The sequence below is a fragment of the Nocardioides asiaticus genome (genome assembly GCF_040049175.1).
GTDB classification, from domain to species: Bacteria; Actinomycetota; Actinomycetes; order Propionibacteriales; family Nocardioidaceae; genus Nocardioides; species Nocardioides cheoyonin.
On the sequence record NZ_JBDZDM010000004.1, the window covers coordinates 366791 to 390887 of the forward strand.

Here is a 24097-nt window from a genome sequence, read left to right on the forward strand (position 1 = left end):
TGTGACCCAGGGCACATGAGTGCACCATGTGCCGCATGGACGGGCTCATGCAGGACGCACCCCTGACGATCGACTCGATCCTCCGCCGCGCCGAGCGCCTCTTCCCGACCCGCGAGATCGTGACGAGGACGGCGACGGGGGTCGAGCGGGCGACCTACGCCGACCTGGCGGGAGAGGTACGCCGGCTCGCCGGCGCACTGGAGACCCTCGGCGTCTCCCCGGACGGCCGGGTGGCGAGCTTCGCCTGGAACACCTTCCGCCACCTCGCGCTCTACTACGCGGTGCCGAGCACCGGGCGGGTGCTGCACACCGGCAACATCCGCTACTTCCCCGACCAGCTCGTCTACACCTTCGAGCACGCCGAGGACGAGGTCGTCTTCGTGGACCGGTCGCTGCTCGGCGTACTCGGGCCCAACCTCTCCCAGCTCACCACCCTCAAGCACATCGTCGTCATGGACGACGGCGCGCCGACTCCGCTGCCGGACGACCCGCGCATCATCGACTACGAGCAGCTGGTCGGGAGCGCGCCCGAGGTCGACGTCTACGGCCGTGTCACCGACGAGAACACCGCAGCGGCGATCTGCTACACCTCCGGCACGACGGGCCACCCGAAGGGTGTCGTCTACAGCCATCGCTCCACCTGGCTGCACGCGATCGCGATGCTGACCAACGGCGCGCTCGGCCTCACCGACCGCGACCGCACCCTGCCGGTGGTGCCGATGTTCCACGCGATGGCGTGGGGCCTGCCGTACGCCGCCGCGATGGCCGGCGCCGCCCAGATCCTGCCCGGCCCGGACCTCTCACCCGCCGGCCTGCTCGACCTGATCGAGACCGAGAAGGTGACGGTGACCTCCGGCGTCCCGACGATCTGGATGGGCATGCTCGACCTGCTCCCCGGCCGCGACCTGAGCCTGCGCCTGGTGATGGGCGGTGGGTCGTCGATCCCGCGGTCGCTCTCCGAGGCCTGGCGGGCGAAGGCCGGGATCCCGATCACCCAGGGCTGGGGCATGACGGAGATGTCGCCGGTGGGGAGCCTGAGCACCTTCCGGCTGGAGTACGACGGTGCCGACGAGGAGACGCTGGCCGACGTACGCGCCACCGCCGGGTGGCCGCCACCGGGCGTCGAGCTGCGCATCGTGGACCCGACGACCCGGGAGGAGCAGCCCTGGGACGGCGAGACCACCGGCGAGCTGGAGGCCCGCGGACCGTGGATCGCGCGGCAGTACTACCGGACCGACGAGCCCGGCTCGTCGTACTCCCCCGACGGCTGGCTGCGCACCGGCGACGTCGCCACCATCGACCCGCTCGGCTACATGCGCATCGTCGACCGCACCAAGGACCTGGTGAAGTCCGGCGGCGAGTGGATCAGCTCGGTCGAGGTCGAGAACCAGATCATGGCGCACCCCTCGATCGCCGAGGCCGCGGTCATCGCGGTGCCGCACGAGAAGTGGGGCGAGCGCCCGCTGGCGTTCGCCGTCGTACGCGAGGGGCAGAGCGTGACCAAGGAGGAGCTGCTCGCCTTCCTCACCGAGCGGCTCGGCAAGTGGCAGGTGCCCGACGACGTCGTCTTCATCGACGAGGTGCCGAAGACCTCGGTCGGCAAGTTCTCCAAGAAGACCCTGCGGGAGCAGTACGCCGACCGTCCCCTGCCCACGAGCTGACCCGCCCGGTCGTCAGCCGCTCAGTACCGCCACGTGCTCGTGGCGGCGTCGTACTTCTTCCGCAGCCCGCCCTCGCCGTCGGCGACGAGCCGCTGCGCGGCGGCCAGCGGCATGTAGGGGTTGTCCCAGTGGACGGCGGGGTACTCCTGCGGGTAGAGCGCGTCCTTCCCCACCCGGAACTGCACCGGTCCCCCGGTCTCCTCCTCGAGGTAGACCACGTCACCTTCCTTCAGCGTGTCCCAGTCGGGCTCCATGGCGCCGATCCTGCCAGCGCTCAGCCCCAGTGGGGCGCGACGACGTAGACGGCGACGGGGATCACCAGCGCGCAGACGAGCCACGGGGTGGCGATGCGCAGCTTGTTGATGAGGCGTACGCCGGTGATCGCGACGACGCCGAGCAGCACCGAGATCACGAAGAGCCCGGGGCGCGACCCGCCCTTGTTCGGCAGGCTGACACCGAGCACGGCCATCGCGAGGGAGTGCAGCAGGACGACCGAGCAGAGCAAGGACGACATGACGTACTTCTGGACCTGCTCGAGCTGCACGGCGGAAGCCTAGACGGTGGTCACGAGAGCTGCTTGATCAGGTTGCTCGCGATGTCCTCGACCGAGGACCCCTGCTGGAACTGGGTCCCGTCGAGCAGCACCGTCGGGGTGCCCTGCAGACCGGTCGCGAGCGCCTCCTTGGTGGCGCCGTCGGTCCAGTCCTTCTCGCTGCTGGTGTCCTTGATCCCGTCCTCGACCTTGCTCTTGGCGGCGCCCGCCTTGACGGCCAGGTCGACGAGGTCGCTGGTGCTGGGGAACGGCCCCTGCTCCGACGGCTGGTTCTCGTAGAGCAGGTCGTGGAACTTCTTCGCGACCCCCGTCGGGGAGGTGCTGGGGTAGGCGCCCTTGACGACGGCGAAGGCGTTGAGCGCCTCGAGTGAGTAGTCGGGGTCGAGGAAGTGGAAGGGGCGGTACTCGACGTACACCTTCCCCTGCTGGGCCAGCTTCGTCAGCTGGGCGCGGGAGGCCGCCTCGAAGGCCTGGCAGTACGGGCACAGGAAGTCCTCGTAGACCACCACCGTGTGCGGGGCGCTCTTCTTCCCGATCCCGAGGGAGTACGACGACGAGGACGGCGCGTCGGTGCCGCTGTCCCGGGTGAGGCTGTAGGCGAGCGCGCCACCGATGATGACCGCCATCGCGACGACCACGCCGACCACGGACAGCATCCGACGGCGGCGCTCCTTCGCCTTCTGCTCGGCCAGCGCCGCTGCTGCCCGTTCGGCACGCTCCCGCGCCTTCTCGCTCCTGCTCGCCATGCTCGCAAGAATAGGCAACCGGGCTGAGTCGTCGCTGAGAGAGGGCACCCGCCCGCACGGCGGTAAGGTCTCCACGTGCCATCACTCAACGAGCGCCTCGTCTGGATCGACTGTGAGATGACCGGCCTCGACCTGCGGCGCGACGCGCTGATCGAGGTCGCCGCGCTGGTCACCGACTTCGATCTCAACGTCCTCGGCGAGGGCGTCGACATCGTCATCAAGCCGCCCGCCGAGGCGCTGACGCAGATGGACGGGTTCGTCCGTGAGATGCACACCAAGTCGGGTCTGCTGCCGGAGCTCGAGCACGGCGTGACGCTCGGCGAGGCCGAGCAGCAGGTGATGGCGTACGTCCTGGAGTACTGCGCGTCCGACAGCCGCCCGCCGCTCGGCGGCAACACCGTGGCCACCGACCGGTCCTTCCTCGCCCGGGACATGCCCGAGCTCGAGGGCTTCCTGCACTACCGCAACGTCGACGTGTCCTCGATCAAGGAGCTGGCCCGGCGGTGGTTCCCGCGTGCCTACTTCTCCTCCCCCACCAAGCGCGGCAACCACCGCGCCCTCGCCGACATCCAGGAGTCGATCGAGGAGCTGCGCTACTACCGCGAGGCGGTGTTCGTCCCCGAGCCCGGGCCGGACAGCGAGACCGCCAAGGCGATCGCCGCGCGGCACGGCGGCTCCATCACCGGGCTCGGTGCCGAGGAGGCCGACGCCGAGACCGACGCCGGCCCGGCCGACGACGGCCCCGATTCCACGGAAGGCGCCTGATTCCCCTATGCTGATCCGCGGTCCTGGCACACGCGCCGGCGACCGATGGTGGGCGTAGCTCAGCTGGTAGAGCATCGCGTTGTGGTCGCGAGGGTCGCGGGTTCAAGCCCCGTCGCTCACCCCATCGCACAAGACCCCGTCCGGCCCCTGCCGGGACGGGGTCTCGTGCTTTGTCACCGGCCTCGCCGGGATGGGGCACGATCACCGGGCGACTGGTAGGGTTCACCGTGTTGGAGGAAGCGTCGTACGACGACTTCCCGGCCGCCGCCGGTGGCCGATCATCTTCGCAGTACCTGTTCCTCGCCTCTTCTTCGAGTTCGCTGGACATCAGGACGGTTACGGATGTCTTCAGCAGAACGGTGCCGGCACAGTGCCGCACCTGGTCACACCGAGGAAAAGATCATGACCCAGGGAACCGTCAAGTGGTTCAACGACACCAAGGGCTTCGGCTTCATCGCGCAGGACAACGGCGGCGCTGACGTCTTCGTCCACCACACCGCGATCGTCGCGCAGGGCTTCCGCAGCCTGACCGACAACCAGCGCGTCGAGTTCGACGTCACGCAGGGCCCGAAGGGCCCGCAGGCGGAGAACGTCCGCGCCATCTGAGGCTGCTTCTTTCGAGCTTCATCCCTCGCCCCGGTCACTCACGCAGTGACCGGGGCGAGGTGCATTTCTCACGATGCCGACGTGGTGTCGGCGAGCTCCCGCGAGCCGGGTCAGGTCAGCCGAGCAGGCCGATGTCCCGCAACCGGGACTCGAGGGCCTCGAGTCGGGTACGCAGGTTGTTGATCACGGCGGCCTCCTCGGCGCCGTAGCTCTCGTCGACGGTGCCGGCGTCGGTCGCGGGCAGCGCCGCCGGCCGGGCCGCGGGGCTGGCGCCGAAGAAGCCGTTCCGCACGAGCGCCTGCGGGTCGTGGATCTCGCCACGCCCGTTGCCGCTGAGGACGTTCCCGAAGACGACGTGCGGTCCGCCGCCGTCGCCGGTGACCACGGAGAGCCCGTAGTCCTGGGTGCGCGTCGCCTGGTTGTCGTAGCACTGGTTGAACGCGACGATGCAGTCCTTGGCGGCGTACAGCCCGATCCCGGCCTTCGCCCCCTGGCCGGAGAGCGGCGAGGCCCCGCCGTTCCACGAGTTGGAGACGACGTTGCCGACGACCACCACCCGGTCGCTGTCGCAGTGGATGCCGTGCTTGCCGGAGTCCTGGACGACGTTGCCGACGACCGTGGAGCCGGCGGCGTACGACGTGGTGATGGCGGTGCCGTTGGCGCTGCTGCCGCTCGCACCGACGACGCTGTTGCCGAGGCAGCGGTTGCCGACGATGACGACGCCACGACGCTGGCCGGCGCCGCCGACGGTGATGTCGTCGTCGATCGCGGGCTCGCAGCGGATGCCGGCGTCCCAGTTGCGCTCGACGGTGTTGCCCTGGACGACGGCGCCGAACGAGCCGGCCGAGCAGAGGATGCCGCGACCGGAGGCGAGGCAGTGGTTGCCGGTGATCCGGACGTTGGCGACCTTGTAGACGGCAATCGCGTGCCCCTCCCGCCCGTTGGGGTAGTACGGGTCGCGGTCGGCGCCGGACACGATGTTGTCGGTCACCGACACCCGGGCGTTGTCGCACTGGACGCTGGAGTTGATCGAGATCCCGGTGAGCATGACGCCGTCGGCCGAGACCGGGCCGGCGCCGCCGGTGATGCGGTTGCCCCTCACGACGACGTCGCCGCTGGGCGTGTCGAGCCGGATCCCGCGGCCGGAGGCGGTGATGACGCAGTCGATCACCGAGACGCCGTTCGCGGTCCACATGTAGACCGCTCCCTGGCCGTTCTTCGGCGCGGAGCCGGGCGCGAAGCCGGTGAGGAGGCAGCGGCGGACGTGCCAGTCCTTCCCGGAGTGGTTGTCGGAGCCGTAGACGCCCGCGATGCAGCCCGAGCCCGTGCCGTCGAGGCCGAGGTCCTCGACGATGACGTCCCGGCAGCCCGAGAGATCGAGCACCTTCGACTGTCCGCTGCCGGCGGCCACCTTGATCGTCGAGGCGGTGCGGCCGGCGCCGCGGTAGATGGTGTGGCTCTGCGCGGCGATCGGAGCCGAGACGAGATAGGTGCCCTTCGGGAAGTAGAGGACCCCGCCCTTCGCTGCGCTGTTGGCGGCCTGGACCTTCTCGGTGTCGTCGTCCGTGCCGTTACCGGTCGCGCCGTAGTCCTTGACATTGACGACCAGCTCGCCCTGGCCGACAGCGGCGACGCCGGTGCGGGTCCGCGCGGCGAAGGTCGCCCGCAGCTCGGTGTCGGCGAGGTAGCCGGGCAGGTCCGCCCAGGCGGTCGTGCCGTCGCCGACCTTGAGGACACCGGTCGTGGTGTCGAACCCGGGCTCGCCCTGCGCGAGGACCGGGTTCACCTCGGTCCACTCCTCGGCCGACCCGCGGCGCAGCTTGATCGTGGTCACGCCTGTTTCGGTGACCGCTGGAGCCCTTCGGAAACGTGGCCGCCGTCGATCTCGTCGCTCGCAGCTCCACCGGCCGCGTCGTCGTGCGCCGCCGCCGGCCCGGCGGTGGCGGCGACGGCGAGGGACGACGCGCCCCCGACCAGCAGGGTGAGCAGTCCGCGCCGGTGGTAGCGCCGGCGTCCGTCGTACGTCACGGGCGGCCTCCGTCCAGGACGGACGGGTCCGCGGTGGCAGCGGCCTCGGACGTGGTCGGCGTGGCGGGCTCCGGTGCCACGGCCTGGCCGGCGGCTGTCGCCGACGCCGCCGGATCGGTGGTGACCGTCGCGGTCACCGTGGCGGTCGGCCCGGCAGGGCCCTGGGCGCCGGTCGCGCCACGCGCGCCGGCGGGACCGCGGGCGCCGGTCGCGCCGCGCGCGCCGGCGGGACCGCGGGCGCCGGCGGGACCGCGCTGATCGACGGCGGTGCGCTTCGAGCCGGCGGGGCAGGTGCCCTGCTTGGTCGCCGCGACGACGGCGCTCTTCTTGCCGACGCAGACGTAGACCTTCGGGGTGGTCGTGCTGCTGGCGAACGACAGCGCCGCGCCGCCGACGACCAGGCCGACGACGACCGCGACGACCAGCGCGGGGAGCATGCGGAGTTTCACGTCGGAAGCATGGGCGAACCGGCCTCGATACGCCGAATGGAAGGGTCTCTTTACCCTGCCCCCATAGCCCGAACGGGCTATGCCGGACCGCCAGGAGGACGAGCGAATCGGGTTGAGTCCCGAAATCATCTGACTAGAGTCAGACAAGTGACGACCGACACCTCCGTGATGCGCCGCTTCAACCGCAGCTACACCCAGCGCGTGGGCGCCCTCGAGGACTCCTTCCTCGGGATGGGCCTGCCGCTCGGTGCGGCCCGGCTGATGTACGAGATCGGCACGCGGGCGACCACCGTGGCCGACCTGCGCACGCGGCTCGGCCTCGACTCCGGCTACCTCAGCCGGATGCTGCGCGGCCTCGAGCGGAAGGGGTACGTCGCCGTCCGGCCCGACCCCGCCGACAGGCGGCGTCGTACGGTCGAGCTGACGGCCGCCGGCCGGGAGCGCTGGGACGACCTCGACCGCCGCTCCGAGGAGCGCGCCCACCAGCTGCTCGACCCGCTGACCCCTCGCCAGCGCGAGCGACTCAACGAGGCGCTCGCCACCGCCGACCTGCTCGTCCGGGCGGCGACCGTCGTCATCGAGCCGGTCGACCCCGCCCACCCGGCGGCGCGCGAGGCGGTGGCCCGCTACTTCACCGAGGCCGACGAGCGCTTCGAGGACGGCTTCACTCCTCCGCCGATCGAGGAGGACGACGAGACGCTGCGTCCGCCCCACGGGGTCTTCCTGGTCGCGACGAGCGCCGGCGAGCCGGTGGCCGGCGGCGGCGTACGCGAGTACGCCGGCACGGCCGAGATCAAGCGGATGTGGGTCCACCCGGAGTGGCGCGGGGCCGGCCTCGGGTCGCGCCTGCTCCGGGCGCTCGAGGCTGAGGCCGCGGCACTCGGCCACCACGTCGTCCGGCTCGACACCCGCCACGTGCTGGAGGAGGCGGTCGCGATGTACGACCGCGCCGGCTACGAGCGGATCGAGCGCTACAACGACAACCCCTACGCCACGCACTTCTTCCAGAAGGTCCTCTGAGCGTCGATGCCCTAGGTTGGGCACGTGACCGCAGGGAGGTACGACGTCGTCGTCGTGGGTGGAGGCCACAACGGCCTCACCGCCGCGGCCTACCTGGGCCGGGCCGGCCTCTCGGTGCTGCTGCTGGAGCGGCTCGACCACGTCGGCGGCGCCGCGGTCTCGGCGCCGGCGTTCGCCGGTCGGCCGACCCGGCTGTCGCGCTACAGCTACCTCGTCTCGCTCCTCCCCGACCGCATCGTCAGCGACCTCGGTCTCGATCTCGCGCTCGTGTCGCGGCCGACGGCGTCGTACACCCCCTTCGTCCGTGACGGCGTCCCCGGCGGCCTGCTCGTCGAGCGCGAGGAGGGCGAGGAGACCGCGGCGTCGTTCCGGCGGCTGACCGGCGGCGACGGCGAGTACGCCGCCTGGCGGGAGTTCTACGCCGACGTCTCCGACCTGGCCCACGCCGTCGCGCCCACGCTGGTCGGGCCGCTGCCGACCGACCGGGCGATCCGCGAGCAGGTCGATCCCGGCATCTGGCGCGACCTCGTCGAGACGCCGCTGGGCGTGACGATCGAGAAGCGGTTCCGCGACGACCTGGTCCGTGGAGTGGTCGCCACCGACGCGCTGATCGGCACCTTCGCCTCGCTCCACGACGAGTCCCTGGCCCAGAACCGCTGTTTCCTCTACCACCTCATCGGCAACGGTACCGGCGAGTGGCGCGTCCCGGTCGGCGGGATGGGCGCGGTCACCGACGCGCTCGCAAAGGCGGCGGTCGACGCCGGCGCCGAGCTGGTCACCTCCGCCGGCGTACACCGCATCGCGGCCGGCGACGACGGCGCGGAGGTCACCTGGGACGACCGCTCCGGACGCCACACCGTCTCCGCGCGGTTCGTGCTCGCCAACGTCGCGCCGTGGGTCCTGGGCATCCTGCTCGGCGAGGCGGAGGACCCGGAGTCCAAGCCCGTCGGCTCCCAGCTGAAGATCAACCTGCTGCTCGACCGGCTCCCCCGGCTCCGGTCGGGCGCCGACCCCGCCGTCGCTTTCGCCGGCACGCTCCACCTCGGCGAGGAGCTCTCCGCCCTGGAGCGGGCGTACGCCGAGGCCGCGGCCGGCTCGCTCCCCACCCGCCTGCCCGGCGAGGTCTACTGCCACAGCCTCACCGATCCCTCGATCCTCGGCGACGTCCCCGAGGGCACCCACACGCTCACCTACTTCGGCCTCCACACGCCCGCCCCGCTCTTCGAGGGCGACCCCGACCAGGTGGCCGCCGCCAAGGCCGAGGCCGTCAAGCGGGCGATCGCCTCGCTCGACGAGCACCTGCTGGACCCGATCGCGTCGGTGGTCGCCCGCGACGACGACGGCAAGCCCTGCCTCGAGGCGAAGATCCCGCAGGACGTCGAGGCCGACCTGGCCATGCCCGGCGGCCACATCTTCCACGGCGACCTCGACTGGCCGTGGGCCCCGCACCGCAGCCGCCTCGACGAGCCGGCCGCCCGCTGGGGCGTGCAGACCGGCTCCCTCGCCGTACTCCTCTGCGGCTCCGGCGCCCGCCGCGGCGGCGCCGTCTCCGGCCTCGGCGGCCACAACGCCGCCCACGCCGTCCTCGAGCTCCGCTGACGATTTTGGGGGTACGTCGGGCGCTGCTAGTGTTTCCTCTCGCCGTCAGGCATGCGCCACTAGCTCAATTGGCAGAGCAGCTGACTCTTAATCAGCGGGTTGTAGGTTCAAGTCCTACGTGGCGTACGTCGCGCGAAGGCCCCGACCAGGACGAGATGTCCGGCCGGGGCCTTCGTCATTCCCGGCCGCGGGGAGTCAACGATCAGGAGGAGCTCGAGATGACCGTCAAGCAGGTGGGTGCCGTCGTCGGCCGATGGTTCCCGCTCATCGTCCTCGTCGCCGGCGCGGTGGCGCTGGCGGCGCCCGGGGCGTTCTCGAGCTGGACCGCGGCGGTGCCGTGGCTGCTGACGGTGATCATGCTCGGGATGGGCATGACGCTGAGGCCGTCGGACTTCGCGATCATCGGGCAGCGCCCGTGGGCGCTGCTGGTGGGGATCGTCGCCCACTACCTCGTGATGCCGCTGCTCGGCTGGGGCATCGCGCACGTGCTCGGCCTGTCCCCCATGCTGACCGCCGGGATGATCCTGGTCGGCTCCGCACCGAGCGGCACGGCGTCCAACGTCATGGTCTTCCTCGCCAAGGGTGACGTCGCGCTGTCGGTGGCGATGTCGTCTGTCTCGACGCTGCTGGCGCCGGTCCTGACGCCGGTGCTCGTGCTGTCGCTGGTCGGCAAGGACCTGCCGGTGTCGGCGTCCGACCTGTTCGTCGACATCGTGAAGATCGTCGTCGTGCCCGTCATCGTCGGGCTGCTGCTCCGGCTCGCCGTGCCGCGGCTCGTCGAGCGGGTGTTGGACGTCCTCCCGCTCGTCTCGGTCGCCGGCATCACCGGGGTCGTGCTCGCGGTCGTCGCCGGGAGCGCCGACACGGTGCTCTCCGTCGGCGCCCTCGTCGTACTCGCCGTCGTGCTCCACAACGGCGGCGGGCTCACGCTCGGCTACCTCTTCGCGAAGGTCACCGGCCTGCCGGTGGCGAGCCGGCGTACGGTCGCCCTCGAGGTCGGCATGCAGAACTCCGGCCTCGCCGCGGCCCTGGCCACCGCCCACTTCTCGCCTGTCGCCGCGCTCCCGGCAGCGATCTTCTCGGTATGGCACAACGTGTCCGGGTCGCTGATCGCCGGCTACTGGGGCCGTCGGCCCGCCGACGCGCCGGTGACCGAGCGCGAGGCATCCTTGAGCAGTGGACATCTCTGATGCGATGGCGATGGCGCGGGCGACCCACCAGTCGACGCTGGTCGCCCTCAAGAAGGACGGCAAGCCGCAGCTCTCCAACGTCGGCCACGCGGTCGGCGACGACGGGCTGATCCGGATCTCGATCACCGCCGACCGGGCGAAGTACCACAACCTGCGGCGTACGCCGTGGGCGGCGCTCCATCTCAACGGCGGGACCTTCTGGTCGTACGCCGTCCTCGAGTGCGACGCCGAGCTGACCCCCGTCGCGGCCGACCCGCACGACGCCACTGTCGACGAGCTGGTCGAGGTCTACCGCTCGATCGGCGGCGAGCACCCGGACTGGGAGGACTACCGCACCGCGATGGTGAAGGACCGGCGGGTCGTCGTACGCCTGCGGCCGACGTACGCCTACGGCATCGCCGACACCCGCACGGGTACTGGCGCGTAACCTCCGGCTCCGTCCTCCGTTGATGGTGATGTAGGTCACCACAGGGGAGGAAGCCGTGGGTGGTTCCGCATGGGCGCGGGCAGCCGCGCTGCCGGTCGTCACTGCCGTCGTCGGGTTGTCGGCTGCGCCGGCGTTCGCTGCGGCCGACCCGCCGGTCGCCCAGGCCTCGGCGACGGCCGCCTCGATCAGCGTCGCGGGGAGCGGCTCCGGCACCGGCACGTACGCCGTCACCAACGACGGCTCCGGTCAGACTGCGTCCGGCAGCAACGAGCCCGCCCTCACCGCGCTCGCGGGCCAGCGCGCGCTCCGGCTCGGCACCCTCGCCCAGGACGCCACCACCTCGGTCTCGAACGGCACCGGTACGGCGGCGGCCTGCTCCGGCCTCGCCGGCAACGGCGCCACCGTCGTCAGCGTCGGTGAGGGCCGCTGCCTCACCGGCGGCCAGACGCTCGACCTGTCCGTCGGCAGCCTCGACTTCAGCAAGGTGCAAGTCGTGCAGTCCGACCTGTTCCAGGGCATGGACAACCAGCTGCAGGATCTGTTCCAGGGTCCGCAGAGCGCGTTGACGCAGAATCTGGCCTCAGTCCTCAAAGCGGCTCTCGACAGCCTTGGCGACCCCGGTCTCCACCTCGACCTCGGCGCCGTGCAGAGCCAGTGCACCGCGAAGGGCAGGACCGCGACCGGCACGAGCAACATCGCGGACGCCGTCCTGTGGACGGAGATCCCCGGTTACGGTCGCCTCGACCTGGTGGCGCTCCCTGTCGACCCGGCTCCCAACACCCACGTCGTGACCAATGCGAGGAGCGTTGCCGACAAGGTGTTCGCCGCTCTCCAGACGCAGTTCACGGATGCGCTCCAGGGGGCGGCTGACCTCAGCCTTGCGACCGACCAGATCCAGCCGATCGTGGACGAAGCGCTGGACCAGCTCAGCAGCCAGCTCGGTCCGCTCGAGGACAACGTGCTCGACGCGGTGCTCAACGAGCAGACCCGCGGCGACGGCTCGATCAAGGTCACGGCGCTCGACCTGCACGTGCTGCCCGCTGCGAAGCAGTTCGTCGGCACAGACGCGGTGCAGCTGACGGTCGGCACTTCGTCGTGCGGGCCCAATGGCCGGGTCGCCTCGCGCACGGTGCCGACCAAGAACCCGCCCGCCAAGAACCCGCCCGCCCGCGCTCCGGAGCACGTGCCTACGGTCGTGACGGCGGGCTACCGCGATGCGTCCGACGCCGACGGGCCGGTGACGCCGGGCCGGGTCGCACTCTTCGGCCTCGTCCTGCTCGGCGCCGCCGGGTCGGGGCTGATCGCCTACCGCCGCACCCGTCGCTGAGCCGGCCGCCGAGATGTCCGAGCAGTCCCGCACCGGCGCGGCCGCCAACGGCGTCTGGACGACGCTCGTGGTGCTCGCGCTCGCCCTCGCCGTGGCGGGAGTCGCGTGGCCGAGCAACGGCGACGACGCCGACGTACCCCCTGGCGCGCCGCTGATGCTGCGCATGCCTGGGGCGCACACCAAGGCCAAGGTCGTGCCGATCGAGCTCGAGGGCACGAGCCTCGACCCGCCGCGCAACTACACCGAGGTCGGCTGGTGGCGCGGCAGTGCCAAGCCCGGCGCCGACCACGGCCAGACGGTGATCACGGGCCACACGGTCCACACCGGCGGCGGCAGCATGAACCGCCTCGACCGGCTGCAGCCGCAGCAGGAGGTCGACGTGGTGACCAGGCTCGGCACGTTCCAGTACCAGGTCGACAGCGTCGACGTCCTCTCACGCGACCGGCTCGCAGCGCAGGCCCGCCGGCTCTTCGGCCAGGGGCGCGGCGACGGTCGGCTCGTGCTGGTGACCTGCACCGACTGGAACGGCCACGACTACGAGAGCAACATCGTGGTCCTCGCCCACCGCTACGGCGCGCTGGCGCGCCACGCGAAGAACGCCTGACGCTCAGCCTGCTCAGCTCTCGGTGCCGGGCGGCTTCTCCGGCGGGTCCTCGGGAGTCTTGCCCGTCCGGTCGTCGACGTGCGCGTGGCGGCCGTGCAGGTGGCGCAGCCGGTGGGCAGCATCGAGCCTGATCTTGCGCGCCTTCTCGACGTCCTTGAGACGCTTCTTCTCCGCCTTCTCGATCGTGCGGGTGTCACGCGGCGGCAGCTGGACGTTCTCCTCCGCGGCGATGCCGGACTGCAGCTCGCGGCCACGCTCGAGCTCCGCGTCGAGCTCGGCCCCGAACAGCAGCGCGAGGTTGGTGATCCACAGCCACAGCAGGAAGACGATGACACCGGCCAGCGAGCCGTAGGTCCGGTCGTACGACGAGAAGTTCGCGACGTACGCGCCGAACCCGGCCGAGGCGACCGCCCAGGTGATGATTGCGACCAACGCGCCCACGCTGAGCCAGTGGAACCGGGGCGGACGGATGTTGGGCGTGCCCCAGTAGAGCAGCGCGACGATCAGCATCACGACGAACACCAGGACCGGCCACTTGGCGATGTCCCAGATCAGGACGGCCGTCGATCCGAGGCCGATCTGGTCCCCGACCGCCTTCGCCACCGGACCGGTGAGCACCATCGCGAGCAGCGCGATCGCGGCCAGGACGAGCGTGACGGCGGTGAGGGTCAGCATCGCGGGCCGCAGCTTCCAGACGGGGCGACCCTCCTGCACGCCGTAGACCCGGTTCATCGCGCGGCCGAACGCGCCGACGTACCCGGATGCCGACCAGGCGGCACCGAGAAGACCGAGAACCAGGGCGAGCCCCGCGGTCGTGCTCTTGCTGAGCTCGTTGAGCGTCGGCTGCAGGGTGTCCGCGATCGACCCGGCGCCGACGTCGCGCATGATGTCGGTGATCGTGTTGACCGTCTCCTCGCCCTGCCCGACCAGGCCGATGAGCGACATCAGCGCGATCGCGCCGGGGAACAGCGCGAGCACGGAGTAGTAGGTCAGTGCGGCCGCGAGGTCGGTGCACTGGTCGCCGCTGAACTCGCGGATCGTCTTGCGCAGCACGTAGAGCCACGACCGCTTGCTCAGTCCCAGCGGCGATCGGGGCGGGGTCTCGACGTCGGAGCCCTCGTCGGACGTGGCCTCGGACTTCGCGCGGCCCCGACCAAGGAGCTGGTCGAGTGCGCCGGAACGCTCGCTCATGGCCGGTCGGTACCCATTCCTTCGCCGACTGAACGGGTCGTCCGTCCGCAGACATCGAGCGGACATCGAGCGCGCGGCCGCATGGCGCACCGCCGGCATCGGGTACACGGAGCCAAGGCGCGAGCAGCGCCGCCCGAGCCACAGACCAGACTTTCCGGAGGATCCCATGACCGACCCGAACATCCCCGGCGCGCCGAGCTCCGAGGAGCCCACGCTCGAAGAGCCCACCACTCCCCGCGGCCCGCTGCCGCCCAAGCCGGACCAGACCGGGCCCGAGGTGCGTACGCCGACAGGCGTGGAGGCGAACGAGGACCAGGCCGTGAACGCCCAGCAGGACGAGTGGCTCACCACCAGCAGTGGCCTACGCCTGCGCGAGACCGACAAGTCCCTCAAGGCCGGCGAGCGCGGCCCGACGCTGCTGCAGGACCACCACCTGCGGGAGAAGATCACCCACTTCGACCACGAGCGGATCCCGGAGCGGGTCGTGCACGCCCGCGGCGCCGCCGCCCACGGGGTCTTCGTCGGCTACGGCAACGCCGACTCGGTGACCAGCGCGGGCTTCCTGAAGAAGGACGTCGAGACGCCGACGTTCGTCCGGTTCTCGACCGTGCTGGGATCCCGCGGCTCGGCCGACACCGTCCGCGACACCCGCGGGTTCGCGACGAAGTTCTACACCGCCGAAGGCACCTTCGACCTGGTCGGCAACGACATCCCCGTCTTCTTCATCCAGGACGGGATCAAGTTCCCGGACGTGATCCACGCCGGGAAGCCGCACCCCGATCGGGAGATCCCGCAGGCGCAGAGCGCCCACGACACGTTCTGGGACTTCGTCTCGCTGCACACCGAGGCACAGGCCCACACGATGTGGAACATGTCCGACCGCGGCATCGCCCGCTCGTACCGGATGATGGAGGGCTTCGGCGTCCACACCTTCCGGCTGGTCAACGACGCCGGTGAGACCTCGCTGGTGAAGTTCCACTGGAAGCCGAGGCTCGGCGTGCACGCGGTGGTCTGGGAGGAGGCCCAGATGCTGGCGGGCTTCGACCCCGACTTCCACCGGCGTGACCTCGCCGACGCGATCGAGGCCGGCGCCTACCCGGAGTGGGAGCTCGGCATCCAGGTCTTCCCGGACACCCCGGAGCAGGTGTTCGAGGGCATCGACCTGCTCGACCCGACCAAGATCGTCCCGGAGGAGCTCGCCCCGGTGCAGCCGATCGGGAAGATGGTCCTCAACCGGAATCCATCGAACTACTTCGCGGAGACCGAGCAGGTCGCCTTCCACGTCGGCAACCTCGTGCCCGGCATCGACGTGACCGACGACGCCCTCATGCAGGCCCGGCTGTTCTCGTACGTCGACACGCAGCTCACCCGGCTGGGCGGCCCGAACTTCCAGCAGATCCCGATCAACCGTCCGCACGCGCCGGTCAACGACATGTTCCGCGACGGGTTCCACCAGGACGGCGTGCACCGCGGGGTGGCGCCGTACCACCCGAACTCGCTCGACGGCGGCTGCCCGTTCCAGGCGGGCGGTGATCAGTCGGCGTTCCTCGACAACCCGGTCAAGGTCCCGGAGGCGGCGACCAAGACCCGGGAGCAGGCGGCCAGCTTCGACGACCACTTCAGCCAGGTCAGGCTGTTCTGGAAGTCGATGACGCCGGTCGAGCAGGAGCACATCATCGCGGCGTACTCCTTCGAGCTCGGCAAGTGCTACGAGGAGAACATCAAGGTCCGGCAGCTGCAGTGCCTCGCCAACATCGACCCGGTGCTGTGCCAGAGGGTGGCCGACGAGCTCGGCCTGCCGGCGCCGGAGCCCACGGTCGAGCTGGCGGAGCCCGACCCCAGCCCCGCGCTGTCGATGGTCGGTCAGAGCTGGCCGCTGGACGGCCGGATGATCGGCATCGTGGTCGGTCCCGACTCGCCGCTGGACCAGGTCGGTGCGCTCCGGTCGGCGATCGACGAGGCCGGGATGACTCCCCTCCTCATCGCCCCGACCGGCGGCCAGCTCGAGGACGGCACACCGGCACAGCGGTCCTTCGCGACCGCCCGGTCGGTGGAGTACGACGCGCTGCTCCTCGCCGACGGCGCCGGCAAGCAGTCGACCGACCACCGCGTGGCGCTGCTCGTCCAGGAGTCGTTCAGGCACGGGAAGGCCATCGGCGCGTGGGGGGACGGCGACGGCGTCATCACGGCGGCCGGGGTCGGCCTCGAGGCACCGGGCATCGTCACCGGCGAGGACCCGCAGCCGGTCCTCTCCGAGGTCTCCGGGCTGATGGCGAAGCACCGGGTCTGGGAGCGGCTGCTGCCCGCCTAGCCCATATCAGAGGTAGAGGCCGGTGGTCTCGTCCCCCACCAGCTCCGCCGCGACCGCGTGGACGTCGCGCTCGCGCATGATCACGTAGGTCTCGCCGGCGACCTCGACCTCGGCCTTGTCCTCGGGGTCGAAGAGGACCCGGTCGCCGACCTCGACGGAGCGGGCGTGGGGGCCCACCGCGACGACCCGCGACCAGGCGAGGCGGCGGGCGCCCATGGCTGCGGTGGCCGGGATGACGATGCCACCGGACGAGCGGCGCTCGCCGTTGTCCTTGTCGACCTCGACCAGGACACGGTCGTGGAGCATCTTGATGGGAGTCTTGTCGCTCACGTGGCGGTGCTGTTCAGGCTTCTGTCTCGGACTGATCTGGATGAGGTTCTGGATGAGGTCGGCGGCGCGTTACTTCGCGACCTTGCGCAGGGCGACGAAGAGGGCGATGGTCCCCACCACGCCGCCGACGGTCGCGAGGATGTTGAGCGTCCTCGGCTGGCCGGTCGCGGGGTCGACGTACACCGCCTTGACCGCGGCCATCTGCCGCTGGGCGATGGTCTTCGGGCTCGACCGGTAGAGCAGCTGGTCGATCGTGCCCGCCAGTCGCTCGCGGATCTCCTCGATCTCGCTCTCGAGGGCGGAGGTCGGGTCTGCCTTGGCCATGGCGCAGAGACTAGCCCCTCAGACCGGCCCAGCGCCGATCCGGGCGGCGACCGGACGGTAGGTTGTGCCGCATGACCCGTCTCGCGCCCGGCGACACCGCTCCCGAGTTCACGCTGACCGACGACACCGGCAAGGAGGTCGCGCTGAGCGACTACCTCGGGAAGAAGGTCATCGTCTACTTCTACCCCGCCGCGATGACGCCCGGCTGCACGAAGCAGGCATGCGACTTCACCGACTCGCTCGACTCGCTCCAGGCGCAGGGCTACGAGGTCGTCGGGATCTCCCCCGACAAGCCCGAGAAGCTGGCGAAGTTCCGCGAGCGCGACCACCTCACCATCACGCTGCTGTCCGACCCGGACAAGACGGTCATGAAGGAGTACGGCGCGTACGGCACCAAGAAGCTGTACGGCAAGGAGGTCGAGGGGGTCATCCGCTCCACGGTGGTGGTGGACGAGGACGGCAAGGTCTTCCTCGCGCAGTACAACGTCAAGGCCAGCGGCCACGTCGCCAAGCTGCGCAAGGACCTCCAGCTCAACAAGGTCTGAGATCCCGCGCCCGTAGCCCAATAGGTAGAGGCGACAGGTTTAGGTCCTGTTCAGTGAGAGTTCGAGTCTCTCCGGGCGCACGCACGACCATAGGGTGACCCTCATGCCGACGCTCGTCCTCGCAAGCCAGTCCCCCGCCCGCCTGAAGACGCTTCGGGCCGCCGGCGTCGAGCCGACGGTGATCGTCAGCGGGGTCGACGAGGAGCAGCTGGACGGGCTTCCGCCCGCGGAGCTGGCGCTGCAGCTGGCGGAGCTGAAGTGCGCCGCCGTCGCAGGTCGCGACGACCTCCCCGCTGACGCGCTCGTGCTCGGCTGCGACAGCGTCCTCGAGCTCGCCGGCCGGGCGCTCGGCAAGCCGGGCAGCCCCGAGGAGGCGACCCGGCGCTGGCAGGAGATGCGCGGGCGCTCCGGCGTACTCCTCACCGGTCACGCCCTGACCGACACCGCCACTGGCAAGACGGTCTCCGCAACCGCCGCCACCGTCGTCCACTTCGCCGAGGTGAGCGACGCGGAGATCGCGGCGTACGTCGCCACCGGCGAGCCGCTCGTGGTGGCGGGCGCGTTCACGATCGACGGCCTGGGCGGCGCGTTCGTCACCGGTGTCGAGGGCGACCATCACAACGTCGTCGGCCTCAGCCTGCCGCTGCTGCGGGACCTGCTGGCTGAGCTCGGCCACTCGTGGACCGAGCTCTGGGGCTAGCACCTTCCGCGTCGAGGCGGCCGCCACGGGGCCGGACCTACGTGGCATCGGCCTTCCACACGTGCCTGCGGAGCAGGCGCAGTCCGTTGAGGCCGACGACGACGGTCGATCCCTCGTGTCCCGCGACGCCGAGCGGCAGCGGCAGATGGCCGGCGAAGTCCCAGGTGACGAGGGCGACGATGACGCAGGCGGCGAAGATGATGTTCGCCTTGACGACGCGGTGCGCGCGGTGTGCGAGTTCGACGGTGGCGGGGATGGCGGCGATGTCGTCGTGGACCAGGATCACGTCGGCGGTCTCCACGGCCAGGTCTGAGCCGCCGCGTCCCATCGCAACCGCGACGTCGGCGGTCGCCATCGCCGGGGCATCGTTGATGCCGTCCCCGACCAGGAGGACGCGGCGGCCCTCGTCCTGGAGGGCGGTGATGGTGGCCGCCTTGTGCGCGGGCAACAGCCCGCCGTACGCCTCGGCGACTCCGACGCGGTCGCCGACGTGACGGGCGGCCAGAGCATGGTCGCCGGTCAGGAGGATCGACCGCAGTCCATCTGCGCTGAGCCGCTCGACGGTCGGACGGGAGGTCGGCCGGATCTCGTCCGTCAGGGCGATCAGGCCGACGGGCTGGTCGTCGACGATGACGGCCACGACAGTGTGCCCGGCCTCCTCGAGGTCGACGACGGACGGGCGTACGGCCTCGGCTCCGGAGAGCTCATCGAGGAGCAGCGGCGAGCCGACCCTCAGCGTGCGGTCCGCGACACGGGCGGTGATGCCGCGGCCCGGGGTGGCGTGGAACTCTCCGGCAGCCGAGAGGGTCAGCCGGCGGGCCCGGGCCGCCGCGACGACGGCACGCGCGATCGGGTGCTCGCTGTGTTGCTCGGCAGAGGCGGCCGCGGCAAGCACGTCGTCGGCCGAGTGGTCGGCAAGCTGAACTACGTCGACCACGAGCGGCGAGCCGTGCGTCAGCGTGCCGGTCTTGTCGAACACCACCACCTCCACGCCCCGAAGGCTCTCCAGAGCGACGGCCGACTTGATCAGCACCCCGTGTCGGCCGGCGTTGGCGATGGCAGCCAGCAGCGGCGGCATGGTGGCGAGTACGACGGCGCAGGGCGAGGCGACGATCATGAAGGTCATCGCGCGCAGCAACGAGGGCTGGAACGCGGCGCCGGCGATCAGCGGGATGGCCACGATCAGCAAGGTCCCGATTACCACGATCACGGAGTAGCGCTGCTCGACCTTCTCGATGAACAGCTGCGTCGCCGCCTTCGTCTGCGAGGCGTCCTCGACCAGCGCGACGATCCGGGCCACGACCGACTCGTGTGCCGCTGCGCCGACTCGTACGGTCAACGACCCGGTGCCGTTGACGGTGCCCGCGTAGACCTCCGAGTCGATGCTCTTGAGCACGGGCAAAGGCTCGCCGGTGATGGTCGCCTGGTCGACCTCGCTGGAGCCCTCGACGACGACGCCGTCCGCGCCGATCCGCTCACCGGGCCGGACCAGGATCCGGTCTCCCACCTCGAGCTCGGCGACGTCTACGACCTCCTCGCCGGCGGCATGGACCCGGGTCGCCCGGTCCGGAGTGAGCTCGAGCAGCGCGCTGACCGAGTCGGCCGTACGCCGGGTGACGAACGCCTCCAGCGCGCCCGAGGTCGCGAAGATGACGATCAGCAGCCCACCGTCGCGGACCTGGCCGATCGCCGCCGCCGCGATCGCGGCCACGATCATGAGGACGTCGACGTCCAGTGTCTTCTCCCGCAGCGCCCGGAGACCGGCCAGCGCGGGCTCCCAGCCCCCGGCGACGTAGCACGCCAGATAGAGCGCCCACCACAGCGGCGAGGCCGCGCCGGTCAGCTCGGCGATGCCGCCGAGGGCGAAGAGCACCAGGGCGAGGCCGGCCCAGCGGACCTCCAGCAGGTCCCATGCCGAGGCCCACGGCGAGCGGCGGGCGGGTAGGGGGCGGACAGCCAAGGGGGAAGGGTCCTGGAGGGTCGTCACACCCAAGGATAATCACATGCACATATATGCATGAAAACGTCGGTAGGATGTCAGCATGGGTCACATCGGGGAGGGAAGCGCCGGGGCGCGGGCCGAGCTCGACGCCACCTCGGCCAAGTCGCTCGCGGCGACCCTGCAGGCACTCGCCTCGTCCAGCCGGCTACTCATCCTCGACCGGCTGCGTCGGGCGCCGTCGACAGTCGGTGAGCTCGCCGAGTCGGTCGGGATGGAGCAGCCGGCGGTCTCCCAGCAGCTGCGGATCTTGCGCAACCTCGGCCTCGTCACCGGCGAGCGCGAGGGGCGCTCCATCGTCTACGAGCTCTACGACGATCACGTCGCCGAGCTGCTCGACCAGGCGCTCTACCACGCCGAGCACCTCCGGCACGGTGATGCCGGACGCCGCGGTCAGTCCGCCGCGGTGAACCCGCACCCTCACTGAGGTCGGCGGTCGGCCGGCAACATCTTGACGGGTACCTGTGGATTATCGATCGTCTGTTCTAATATGGGTCGATGCCGGGTAGACTCGGGTCCATGGCAGCCAGCCCCGACCTCCTCGACCCGCGCACGGTGCTCGACCGCGCCGAGTCGGTGCTGCGCGCCCGCCGGGCCGCCGAGGTCGACGACCTCGAGGTGTGCCTGGCCTGGGCGGACCTGCACGGCGAGGCGCCCGCCCTCGAGGTGCCGGGCGGAGAGCGGCTGATCGATCTCGGCGGCGACGGGACGCCGACGGTGCGGGAGCTGTGCCTGGCCGAGCTCGCGATCGCGCGCCACGCGTCCGCCGCGGCGACGCGGTCGGCGACCGCCGACGCCCTCGACCTGCGCCACCGGCTTCCCGCGCTCTGGGCAGCGACCCGAGGGCTCGAGTGCGAGCCCTGGCTGGCCCGTAAGGTCGCCAGGATGTCCAGGCGCCTCTCACAACGCGCCGTCGGCGTGGTCGACCAGGCGGTGACCGCCGCGGTCCACGAGTCCCCGGCCCGCCTCATCGCCATCGCCGAGGCCAAGATCATCGAGGCCGACACCGCCGCCCACGAGGCCCAGCTCGAGCAGAGGCGACGCGAGCGCGGGGTCTGGCTCGGCCGGCTTCGGCCCGCCGACCCCGCCCATCCCGACTCGGGCCGGGCCGTGCAGTCCCTCTTCGCCAAGATCGACCCGGCCGCCGCCTACCAGCTCAACGCACTCATCACCCAGGTCGCCGACCGGCTGGCGGCGCACTCCGACGACGCTCCCGACCCGGAGTCCGACGCCGAGTCCGGGCCACTCAGCCACGACGAGCTTCGAGCGCGGGCACTCGAGCTGTTGGCCAGGCCCGACGAGGTCCTCGACCTGATCAACGACGACGCCTCCACCCCCGACCAGCCGCCGGCGAGACGACGGAAGAGAGACCGAGCGAAGGTCTACGTGCACCTCCACGAGTCGACCCTGCTCTCCGGAGACGGCCTCACCCGGGTGGAGGGCCTCGGGCCGATGCTCGCCTCACACCTCTCCCGGCTCCTCGGCCATGCCGACATCGAGCTCACCCCGGTCGTCGACCTGGCCCAGATCCGCAGCGTCAACGGCTACGAGCACCCCGAACACCTCAAGGAGCGGACCAGACTCCGCCTTGCCGTCGGCGACGTCTTCCCGCACGCCACGTCCACCAACCGTCGCGGCGACCTCGACCACCCGGTCCCCTACGACCCCGGTGGACCTCCCGGCCAGACGAGCGATCTCAACGCCGCCCCACTCTCACGCAGCTCCCACCGCGCCAAGACCCATCTCGGCTACACCGTCGAGCAGCTCGGTCTGGGGCGCTACCTCTGGCGCACGCCCCACGGCCTGCTCCGACTCGTCGACCCGACAGGCACCCACGTCCTGACCGAGGGCGAGGCGGCCCTCCTACGACGCCACCGGCAGCCGACCGCAGCCTGACCGGCTCGGCCGAATTCACGCAGTGCCCGTGGCATTCACGCAGTGCCGTGGCGACCCGAGCCACGCCGCCGGTCAGTCGGTGACCTCCTCGGTGATCTCGTCGAGCACCCGCGCCGCGCGGGCGGTCGCGCGGGGGTCCTCGTAGACCTCGGTGTAGCGGATCGGCCGGTGGAACACGAACCGCCGGAAGAGATAGAACCGCGCCACCTGCGAGAGCAGGATCCCGATCACGTTGGCTGCGATGTTGTCCGAGATCGGGTCCGAGAGTCCCAGCCAGTTCCGGTTGATCCACAGGCAGGCGACCGGAATCGTCATGGTGGCGACGTTGATGACGACGTACGCCGTGAAGCCGCCGTCGGGGTGGTCGGACGCGCGGTACCGGAACGTCCACCGGCGGCTCAGCTCATAGCTGATGAGCATCCCGACCGTGTTGGCGAGGACGTAGGACAGGATCGGGTGCGACGGGAGGACCGCCGGCACGAACAGCCCGTGCGCGAGCAGGTTGAACAGGACGAACGCGACGGCCGTCGCGATGCCGCCGACCGCCATGAAGCGGCCGGCCTCGCCGGCCAGGCGTCCTGCGCGCATGCGCAGCAGCCTAAAGGCTGCAGGTGAAGGGAGCCCGAACGCGGTCCCGCCGATCACTCCACCGGCAGGCCGAGGCCGCGTGCGATGAGCATCCGCTGGATCTCCGAGGTGCCCTCGCCGATCTCGAGGATCTTGGCGTCGCGGTAGAACCGGGCGACGGGGTACTCCTCCATGAAGCCGTAGCCGCCGAAGACCTGGGTGGCGATCCGGGTCGCCGTGACCGCCGCCTCGGAGGTGTAGAGCTTCGCGACCGACGCCGCCCGCTTGAAGTCAGCCACCGGCGCGCCACCGTCCTTCATCGCCGCCGCCTTGTAGGTGAGCAGCCGGCCGGCCTGCGCCATCACCTCGAGGTCGGCGAGCTGGAAGGCCACGCCCTGCTTGCGTCCGATGGGTACGCCGAAGGTCTGCCGCTCGGCGGCGTACGCCAGGCAGTGGTCGAGGCACGCCTGGACGCAGCCGGCCGCGAGCGCGGCGATCGCCACCCGGCCGTCGTCGAGCGTGGCGAGGAACTGCGCGTAGCCGCGGCCGCGCTCGCCGAGCAGGTGGTCGGCCGGGACGTGGACGTCCTCGAAGGTCAGCGGGTGGGTGTCGGAGGCGTGCCAGCCGAGCTTGTCGTACGCCGGCTCCGCGGTGAACCCGGGCGTGCCGGCCGGGACCAGGACCGCGCTGATCTCCGGCCTGCCGCCCTCGCGCGCGCCCGTCCGAGCGGTGACGGTGACGACGGAGGTGATGTCGGAGCCGGAGTTGGTGATGAACTGCTTGGCCCCGTTGACGACCCACTCGTCGCCGACGAGCTCGGCGCGGGTCTTGGTGGCGCCGGCGTCGGAGCCGGCGCCGGGCTCGGTCAACCCGAAGCCGGCCAGCCTCTGCCCGGCGACGAGGTCGGGCAGCCAGCGCTCCTTCTGCTCCGGCGTGCCGAAGGTGAGGATCGGGTTGATCCCGAGCCCGACGCCGGCCTCGAGCGTGATCCCGAGGGACTGGTCGACCCGGCCGAGCTCCTCGATGGCGACGCAGAGCGAGGTGAAGTCGCCGCCGGCGCCGCCGTACTCCTCCGGGGCCGTCAGGCCGAAGAGCCCGATCTTGCCCATCTGCTGCACGACCTCCACCGGGAAGTGGTGGTCGCGGTCCCACTGGGCGGCGTACGGCGCGATCTCGGCCTCGGCGAAGTCACGGACGACGTGCCGGAACTCCTCGTGCTCGCGGGAGAGTTCGAAGGTCATGTCCGCAGGTTAGCGTTC

26 protein-coding genes and 3 tRNA genes are annotated in these 24097 nt (G+C 71.0%); 17 read left to right on the forward strand and 12 right to left on the reverse strand.

From position 1 onward, the window contains the following. The first annotated feature begins 35 nt into the window (after window positions 1–35). Window positions 36–1661 (forward strand): long-chain fatty acid--CoA ligase, encoded by a 1626-nt coding sequence (locus ABLE53_RS16750; RefSeq protein ID WP_348860194.1) that lies wholly within the window; start codon window positions 36–38, stop codon window positions 1659–1661. Window positions 1662–1681: 20 nt separating this feature from the next. On the opposite strand, the gene ABLE53_RS16755 is transcribed toward ABLE53_RS16750, so the two are convergent. Genes ABLE53_RS16755 through ABLE53_RS16765 form a run of 3 tightly spaced genes read right to left on the reverse strand, consistent with a single transcriptional unit; the run spans window position 1682 to window position 2960 of the window. Further along, window positions 1682–1915 carry a hypothetical protein gene (locus tag ABLE53_RS16755; RefSeq protein WP_348860195.1) on the reverse strand — a complete coding sequence of 78 codons (234 nt, stop codon included), beginning with the start codon at window positions 1913–1915 and terminating at the stop codon, window positions 1682–1684. 20 nt (window positions 1916–1935) lie between these two features. Then, the gene (locus ABLE53_RS16760; protein WP_348860196.1) at window positions 1936–2205 is read right to left on the reverse strand and encodes a transcriptional regulator; all 270 of its coding nucleotides are present in this window, start codon (window positions 2203–2205) and stop codon (window positions 1936–1938) included. Between the two features lie 20 nt (window positions 2206–2225). Next, complete coding sequence (locus tag ABLE53_RS16765) at window positions 2226–2960, reverse strand: DsbA family protein (protein WP_348860197.1); 735 nt, start codon at window positions 2958–2960, stop codon at window positions 2226–2228. Between the two features lie 117 nt (window positions 2961–3077). Between ABLE53_RS16765 and orn the strand changes: the two genes are divergently transcribed. The 3 genes from orn to ABLE53_RS16780 all read left to right on the forward strand — a co-directional run bounded on the left by orn (window position 3078) and on the right by ABLE53_RS16780 (window position 4331). Beyond that, window positions 3078–3725 (forward strand): oligoribonuclease, encoded by a 648-nt coding sequence (orn, locus tag ABLE53_RS16770; protein WP_425474891.1) that lies wholly within the window; start codon window positions 3078–3080, stop codon window positions 3723–3725. 48 nt (window positions 3726–3773) lie between these two features. Then, window positions 3774–3849 (forward strand) — tRNA-His (locus ABLE53_RS16775). A gap of 278 nt (window positions 3850–4127) precedes the next feature. Beyond that, on the forward strand, window positions 4128–4331 hold the full coding sequence (locus ABLE53_RS16780; RefSeq protein WP_348860199.1) for a cold-shock protein: 204 nt from the start codon (window positions 4128–4130) through the stop codon (window positions 4329–4331). A gap of 115 nt (window positions 4332–4446) precedes the next feature. On the opposite strand, the gene ABLE53_RS16785 is transcribed toward ABLE53_RS16780, so the two are convergent. From ABLE53_RS16785 to ABLE53_RS16795, 3 genes are read right to left on the reverse strand one after another with little or no spacing between them, the layout of a single operon-like run. Beyond that, window positions 4447–6165, reverse strand: coding sequence for a glycosyl hydrolase family 28-related protein (locus ABLE53_RS16785; protein WP_348860200.1), 1719 nt, complete (start codon window positions 6163–6165; stop codon window positions 4447–4449). Next, a complete protein-coding gene (locus ABLE53_RS16790) occupies window positions 6162–6359 on the reverse strand; it encodes a hypothetical protein (RefSeq protein WP_348860201.1) in 198 nt (65 codons plus the stop codon). Before ABLE53_RS16790 ends, ABLE53_RS16785 begins: the two co-directional genes overlap by 4 nt. Next, the gene (locus ABLE53_RS16795) at window positions 6356–6808 is read right to left on the reverse strand and encodes a collagen-like domain-containing protein (RefSeq protein WP_348860202.1); all 453 of its coding nucleotides are present in this window, start codon (window positions 6806–6808) and stop codon (window positions 6356–6358) included. Before ABLE53_RS16795 ends, ABLE53_RS16790 begins: the two co-directional genes overlap by 4 nt. A gap of 147 nt (window positions 6809–6955) precedes the next feature. Here ABLE53_RS16795 and ABLE53_RS16800 point away from each other — a divergent pair, with 147 nt between their 5' ends. The 7 genes from ABLE53_RS16800 to ABLE53_RS16830 all read left to right on the forward strand — a co-directional run bounded on the left by ABLE53_RS16800 (window position 6956) and on the right by ABLE53_RS16830 (window position 12975). Beyond that, on the forward strand, window positions 6956–7828 hold the full coding sequence (locus ABLE53_RS16800; RefSeq protein ID WP_348860203.1) for a bifunctional helix-turn-helix transcriptional regulator/GNAT family N-acetyltransferase: 873 nt from the start codon (window positions 6956–6958) through the stop codon (window positions 7826–7828). Between the two features lie 24 nt (window positions 7829–7852). Further along, window positions 7853–9427, forward strand: coding sequence for a phytoene desaturase family protein (locus tag ABLE53_RS16805; protein WP_348860205.1), 1575 nt, complete (start codon window positions 7853–7855; stop codon window positions 9425–9427). Window positions 9428–9480: 53 nt separating this feature from the next. Then, window positions 9481–9553 (forward strand) — tRNA-Lys (locus tag ABLE53_RS16810). Window positions 9554–9645: 92 nt separating this feature from the next. Further along, window positions 9646–10617: a bile acid:sodium symporter family protein gene (locus ABLE53_RS16815; protein WP_348860206.1), complete on the forward strand. Its 972-nt coding sequence runs from the start codon at window positions 9646–9648 to the stop codon at window positions 10615–10617. Then, window positions 10604–11044 (forward strand): PPOX class F420-dependent oxidoreductase, encoded by a 441-nt coding sequence (locus ABLE53_RS16820; protein WP_348860207.1) that lies wholly within the window; start codon window positions 10604–10606, stop codon window positions 11042–11044. The genes ABLE53_RS16815 and ABLE53_RS16820 overlap by 14 nt, the downstream gene beginning before the upstream one ends. A 55-nt stretch (window positions 11045–11099) precedes the next feature. Further along, window positions 11100–12371, forward strand: a complete 1272-nt coding sequence (locus ABLE53_RS16825) for a hypothetical protein (protein ID WP_348860208.1) — start codon at window positions 11100–11102, stop codon at window positions 12369–12371. A 13-nt stretch (window positions 12372–12384) separates the two neighbouring features. Continuing rightward, window positions 12385–12975, forward strand: coding sequence for a class F sortase (locus tag ABLE53_RS16830; RefSeq protein ID WP_348860209.1), 591 nt, complete (start codon window positions 12385–12387; stop codon window positions 12973–12975). A gap of 12 nt (window positions 12976–12987) precedes the next feature. Here ABLE53_RS16830 and ABLE53_RS16835 read toward each other — a convergent pair whose 3' ends face one another. After that, window positions 12988–14166: a YihY/virulence factor BrkB family protein gene (locus ABLE53_RS16835; RefSeq protein ID WP_348860210.1), complete on the reverse strand. Its 1179-nt coding sequence runs from the start codon at window positions 14164–14166 to the stop codon at window positions 12988–12990. A 166-nt stretch (window positions 14167–14332) separates the two neighbouring features. Here ABLE53_RS16835 and ABLE53_RS16840 point away from each other — a divergent pair, with 166 nt between their 5' ends. Next, a complete protein-coding gene (locus ABLE53_RS16840) occupies window positions 14333–16477 on the forward strand; it encodes a catalase (RefSeq protein ID WP_348860212.1) in 2145 nt (714 codons plus the stop codon). Window positions 16478–16483: 6 nt separating this feature from the next. Here the strand turns inward: ABLE53_RS16840 and ABLE53_RS16845 are convergent, their stop codons facing one another. Then, window positions 16484–16783, reverse strand: a complete 300-nt coding sequence (locus tag ABLE53_RS16845) for a GroES family chaperonin (RefSeq protein WP_348860386.1) — start codon at window positions 16781–16783, stop codon at window positions 16484–16486. Between the two features lie 93 nt (window positions 16784–16876). Then, the gene (locus ABLE53_RS16850; protein WP_348860213.1) at window positions 16877–17131 is read right to left on the reverse strand and encodes a DUF3618 domain-containing protein; all 255 of its coding nucleotides are present in this window, start codon (window positions 17129–17131) and stop codon (window positions 16877–16879) included. 71 nt (window positions 17132–17202) lie between these two features. Here ABLE53_RS16850 and bcp point away from each other — a divergent pair, with 71 nt between their 5' ends. From bcp to ABLE53_RS16865, 3 genes are all read left to right on the forward strand, one after another. Continuing rightward, window positions 17203–17676, forward strand: coding sequence for a thioredoxin-dependent thiol peroxidase (gene bcp / locus ABLE53_RS16855; RefSeq protein ID WP_348860214.1), 474 nt, complete (start codon window positions 17203–17205; stop codon window positions 17674–17676). Between the two features lie 6 nt (window positions 17677–17682). Next, window positions 17683–17756, forward strand: a tRNA-Leu gene (locus ABLE53_RS16860). 23 nt (window positions 17757–17779) lie between these two features. Then, the gene (locus ABLE53_RS16865; RefSeq protein ID WP_348860215.1) at window positions 17780–18376 is read left to right on the forward strand and encodes a Maf family protein; all 597 of its coding nucleotides are present in this window, start codon (window positions 17780–17782) and stop codon (window positions 18374–18376) included. 37 nt (window positions 18377–18413) lie between these two features. Here the strand turns inward: ABLE53_RS16865 and ABLE53_RS16870 are convergent, their stop codons facing one another. Further along, on the reverse strand, window positions 18414–20336 hold the full coding sequence (locus ABLE53_RS16870) for a heavy metal translocating P-type ATPase (protein ID WP_348860216.1): 1923 nt from the start codon (window positions 20334–20336) through the stop codon (window positions 18414–18416). A gap of 82 nt (window positions 20337–20418) precedes the next feature. On the opposite strand from ABLE53_RS16870, the gene ABLE53_RS16875 reads away from it, so the two are divergent. Continuing rightward, a complete protein-coding gene (locus ABLE53_RS16875; RefSeq protein ID WP_348860217.1) occupies window positions 20419–20802 on the forward strand; it encodes an ArsR/SmtB family transcription factor in 384 nt (127 codons plus the stop codon). A 92-nt stretch (window positions 20803–20894) separates the two neighbouring features. After that, window positions 20895–22271, forward strand: coding sequence for a hypothetical protein (locus ABLE53_RS16880; protein WP_348860218.1), 1377 nt, complete (start codon window positions 20895–20897; stop codon window positions 22269–22271). Between the two features lie 72 nt (window positions 22272–22343). Here ABLE53_RS16880 and ABLE53_RS16885 read toward each other — a convergent pair whose 3' ends face one another. After that, window positions 22344–22859 carry a GtrA family protein gene (locus ABLE53_RS16885; protein WP_348860219.1) on the reverse strand — a complete coding sequence of 172 codons (516 nt, stop codon included), beginning with the start codon at window positions 22857–22859 and terminating at the stop codon, window positions 22344–22346. 53 nt (window positions 22860–22912) lie between these two features. Next, on the reverse strand, window positions 22913–24079 hold the full coding sequence (locus tag ABLE53_RS16890; RefSeq protein ID WP_348860220.1) for an acyl-CoA dehydrogenase family protein: 1167 nt from the start codon (window positions 24077–24079) through the stop codon (window positions 22913–22915). Window positions 24080–24097: the final 18 nt, after the last annotated feature.

What these genes read in the sequence shown, in the direction of transcription:
- ABLE53_RS16750 (WP_348860194.1), top strand. Translation starts at nt 36, where the DNA reads ATGGACGGGCTCATGCAGGACGCACCCCTGACGATCGACTCGATCCTC.
- ABLE53_RS16755 (WP_348860195.1), bottom strand. Translation starts at nt 1,915, where the DNA reads ATGGAGCCCGACTGGGACACGCTGAAGGAAGGTGACGTGGTCTACCTC.
- ABLE53_RS16765 (WP_348860197.1), bottom strand. Translation starts at nt 2,960, where the DNA reads ATGGCGAGCAGGAGCGAGAAGGCGCGGGAGCGTGCCGAACGGGCAGCA.
- orn (WP_425474891.1), top strand. Translation starts at nt 3,078, where the DNA reads ATGACCGGCCTCGACCTGCGGCGCGACGCGCTGATCGAGGTCGCCGCG.
- ABLE53_RS16780 (WP_348860199.1), top strand. Translation starts at nt 4,128, where the DNA reads ATGACCCAGGGAACCGTCAAGTGGTTCAACGACACCAAGGGCTTCGGC.
- ABLE53_RS16815 (WP_348860206.1), top strand. Translation starts at nt 9,646, where the DNA reads ATGACCGTCAAGCAGGTGGGTGCCGTCGTCGGCCGATGGTTCCCGCTC.
- ABLE53_RS16830 (WP_348860209.1), top strand. Translation starts at nt 12,385, where the DNA reads ATGTCCGAGCAGTCCCGCACCGGCGCGGCCGCCAACGGCGTCTGGACG.
- ABLE53_RS16835 (WP_348860210.1), bottom strand. Translation starts at nt 14,166, where the DNA reads ATGAGCGAGCGTTCCGGCGCACTCGACCAGCTCCTTGGTCGGGGCCGC.
- ABLE53_RS16840 (WP_348860212.1), top strand. Translation starts at nt 14,333, where the DNA reads ATGACCGACCCGAACATCCCCGGCGCGCCGAGCTCCGAGGAGCCCACG.
- ABLE53_RS16845 (WP_348860386.1), bottom strand. Translation starts at nt 16,783, where the DNA reads ATGCTCCACGACCGTGTCCTGGTCGAGGTCGACAAGGACAACGGCGAG.
- ABLE53_RS16850 (WP_348860213.1), bottom strand. Translation starts at nt 17,131, where the DNA reads ATGGCCAAGGCAGACCCGACCTCCGCCCTCGAGAGCGAGATCGAGGAG.
- bcp (WP_348860214.1), top strand. Translation starts at nt 17,203, where the DNA reads ATGACCCGTCTCGCGCCCGGCGACACCGCTCCCGAGTTCACGCTGACC.
- ABLE53_RS16865 (WP_348860215.1), top strand. Translation starts at nt 17,780, where the DNA reads ATGCCGACGCTCGTCCTCGCAAGCCAGTCCCCCGCCCGCCTGAAGACG.
- ABLE53_RS16875 (WP_348860217.1), top strand. Translation starts at nt 20,419, where the DNA reads ATGGGTCACATCGGGGAGGGAAGCGCCGGGGCGCGGGCCGAGCTCGAC.
- ABLE53_RS16880 (WP_348860218.1), top strand. Translation starts at nt 20,895, where the DNA reads ATGGCAGCCAGCCCCGACCTCCTCGACCCGCGCACGGTGCTCGACCGC.
- ABLE53_RS16885 (WP_348860219.1), bottom strand. Translation starts at nt 22,859, where the DNA reads ATGCGCGCAGGACGCCTGGCCGGCGAGGCCGGCCGCTTCATGGCGGTC.
- ABLE53_RS16890 (WP_348860220.1), bottom strand. Translation starts at nt 24,079, where the DNA reads ATGACCTTCGAACTCTCCCGCGAGCACGAGGAGTTCCGGCACGTCGTC.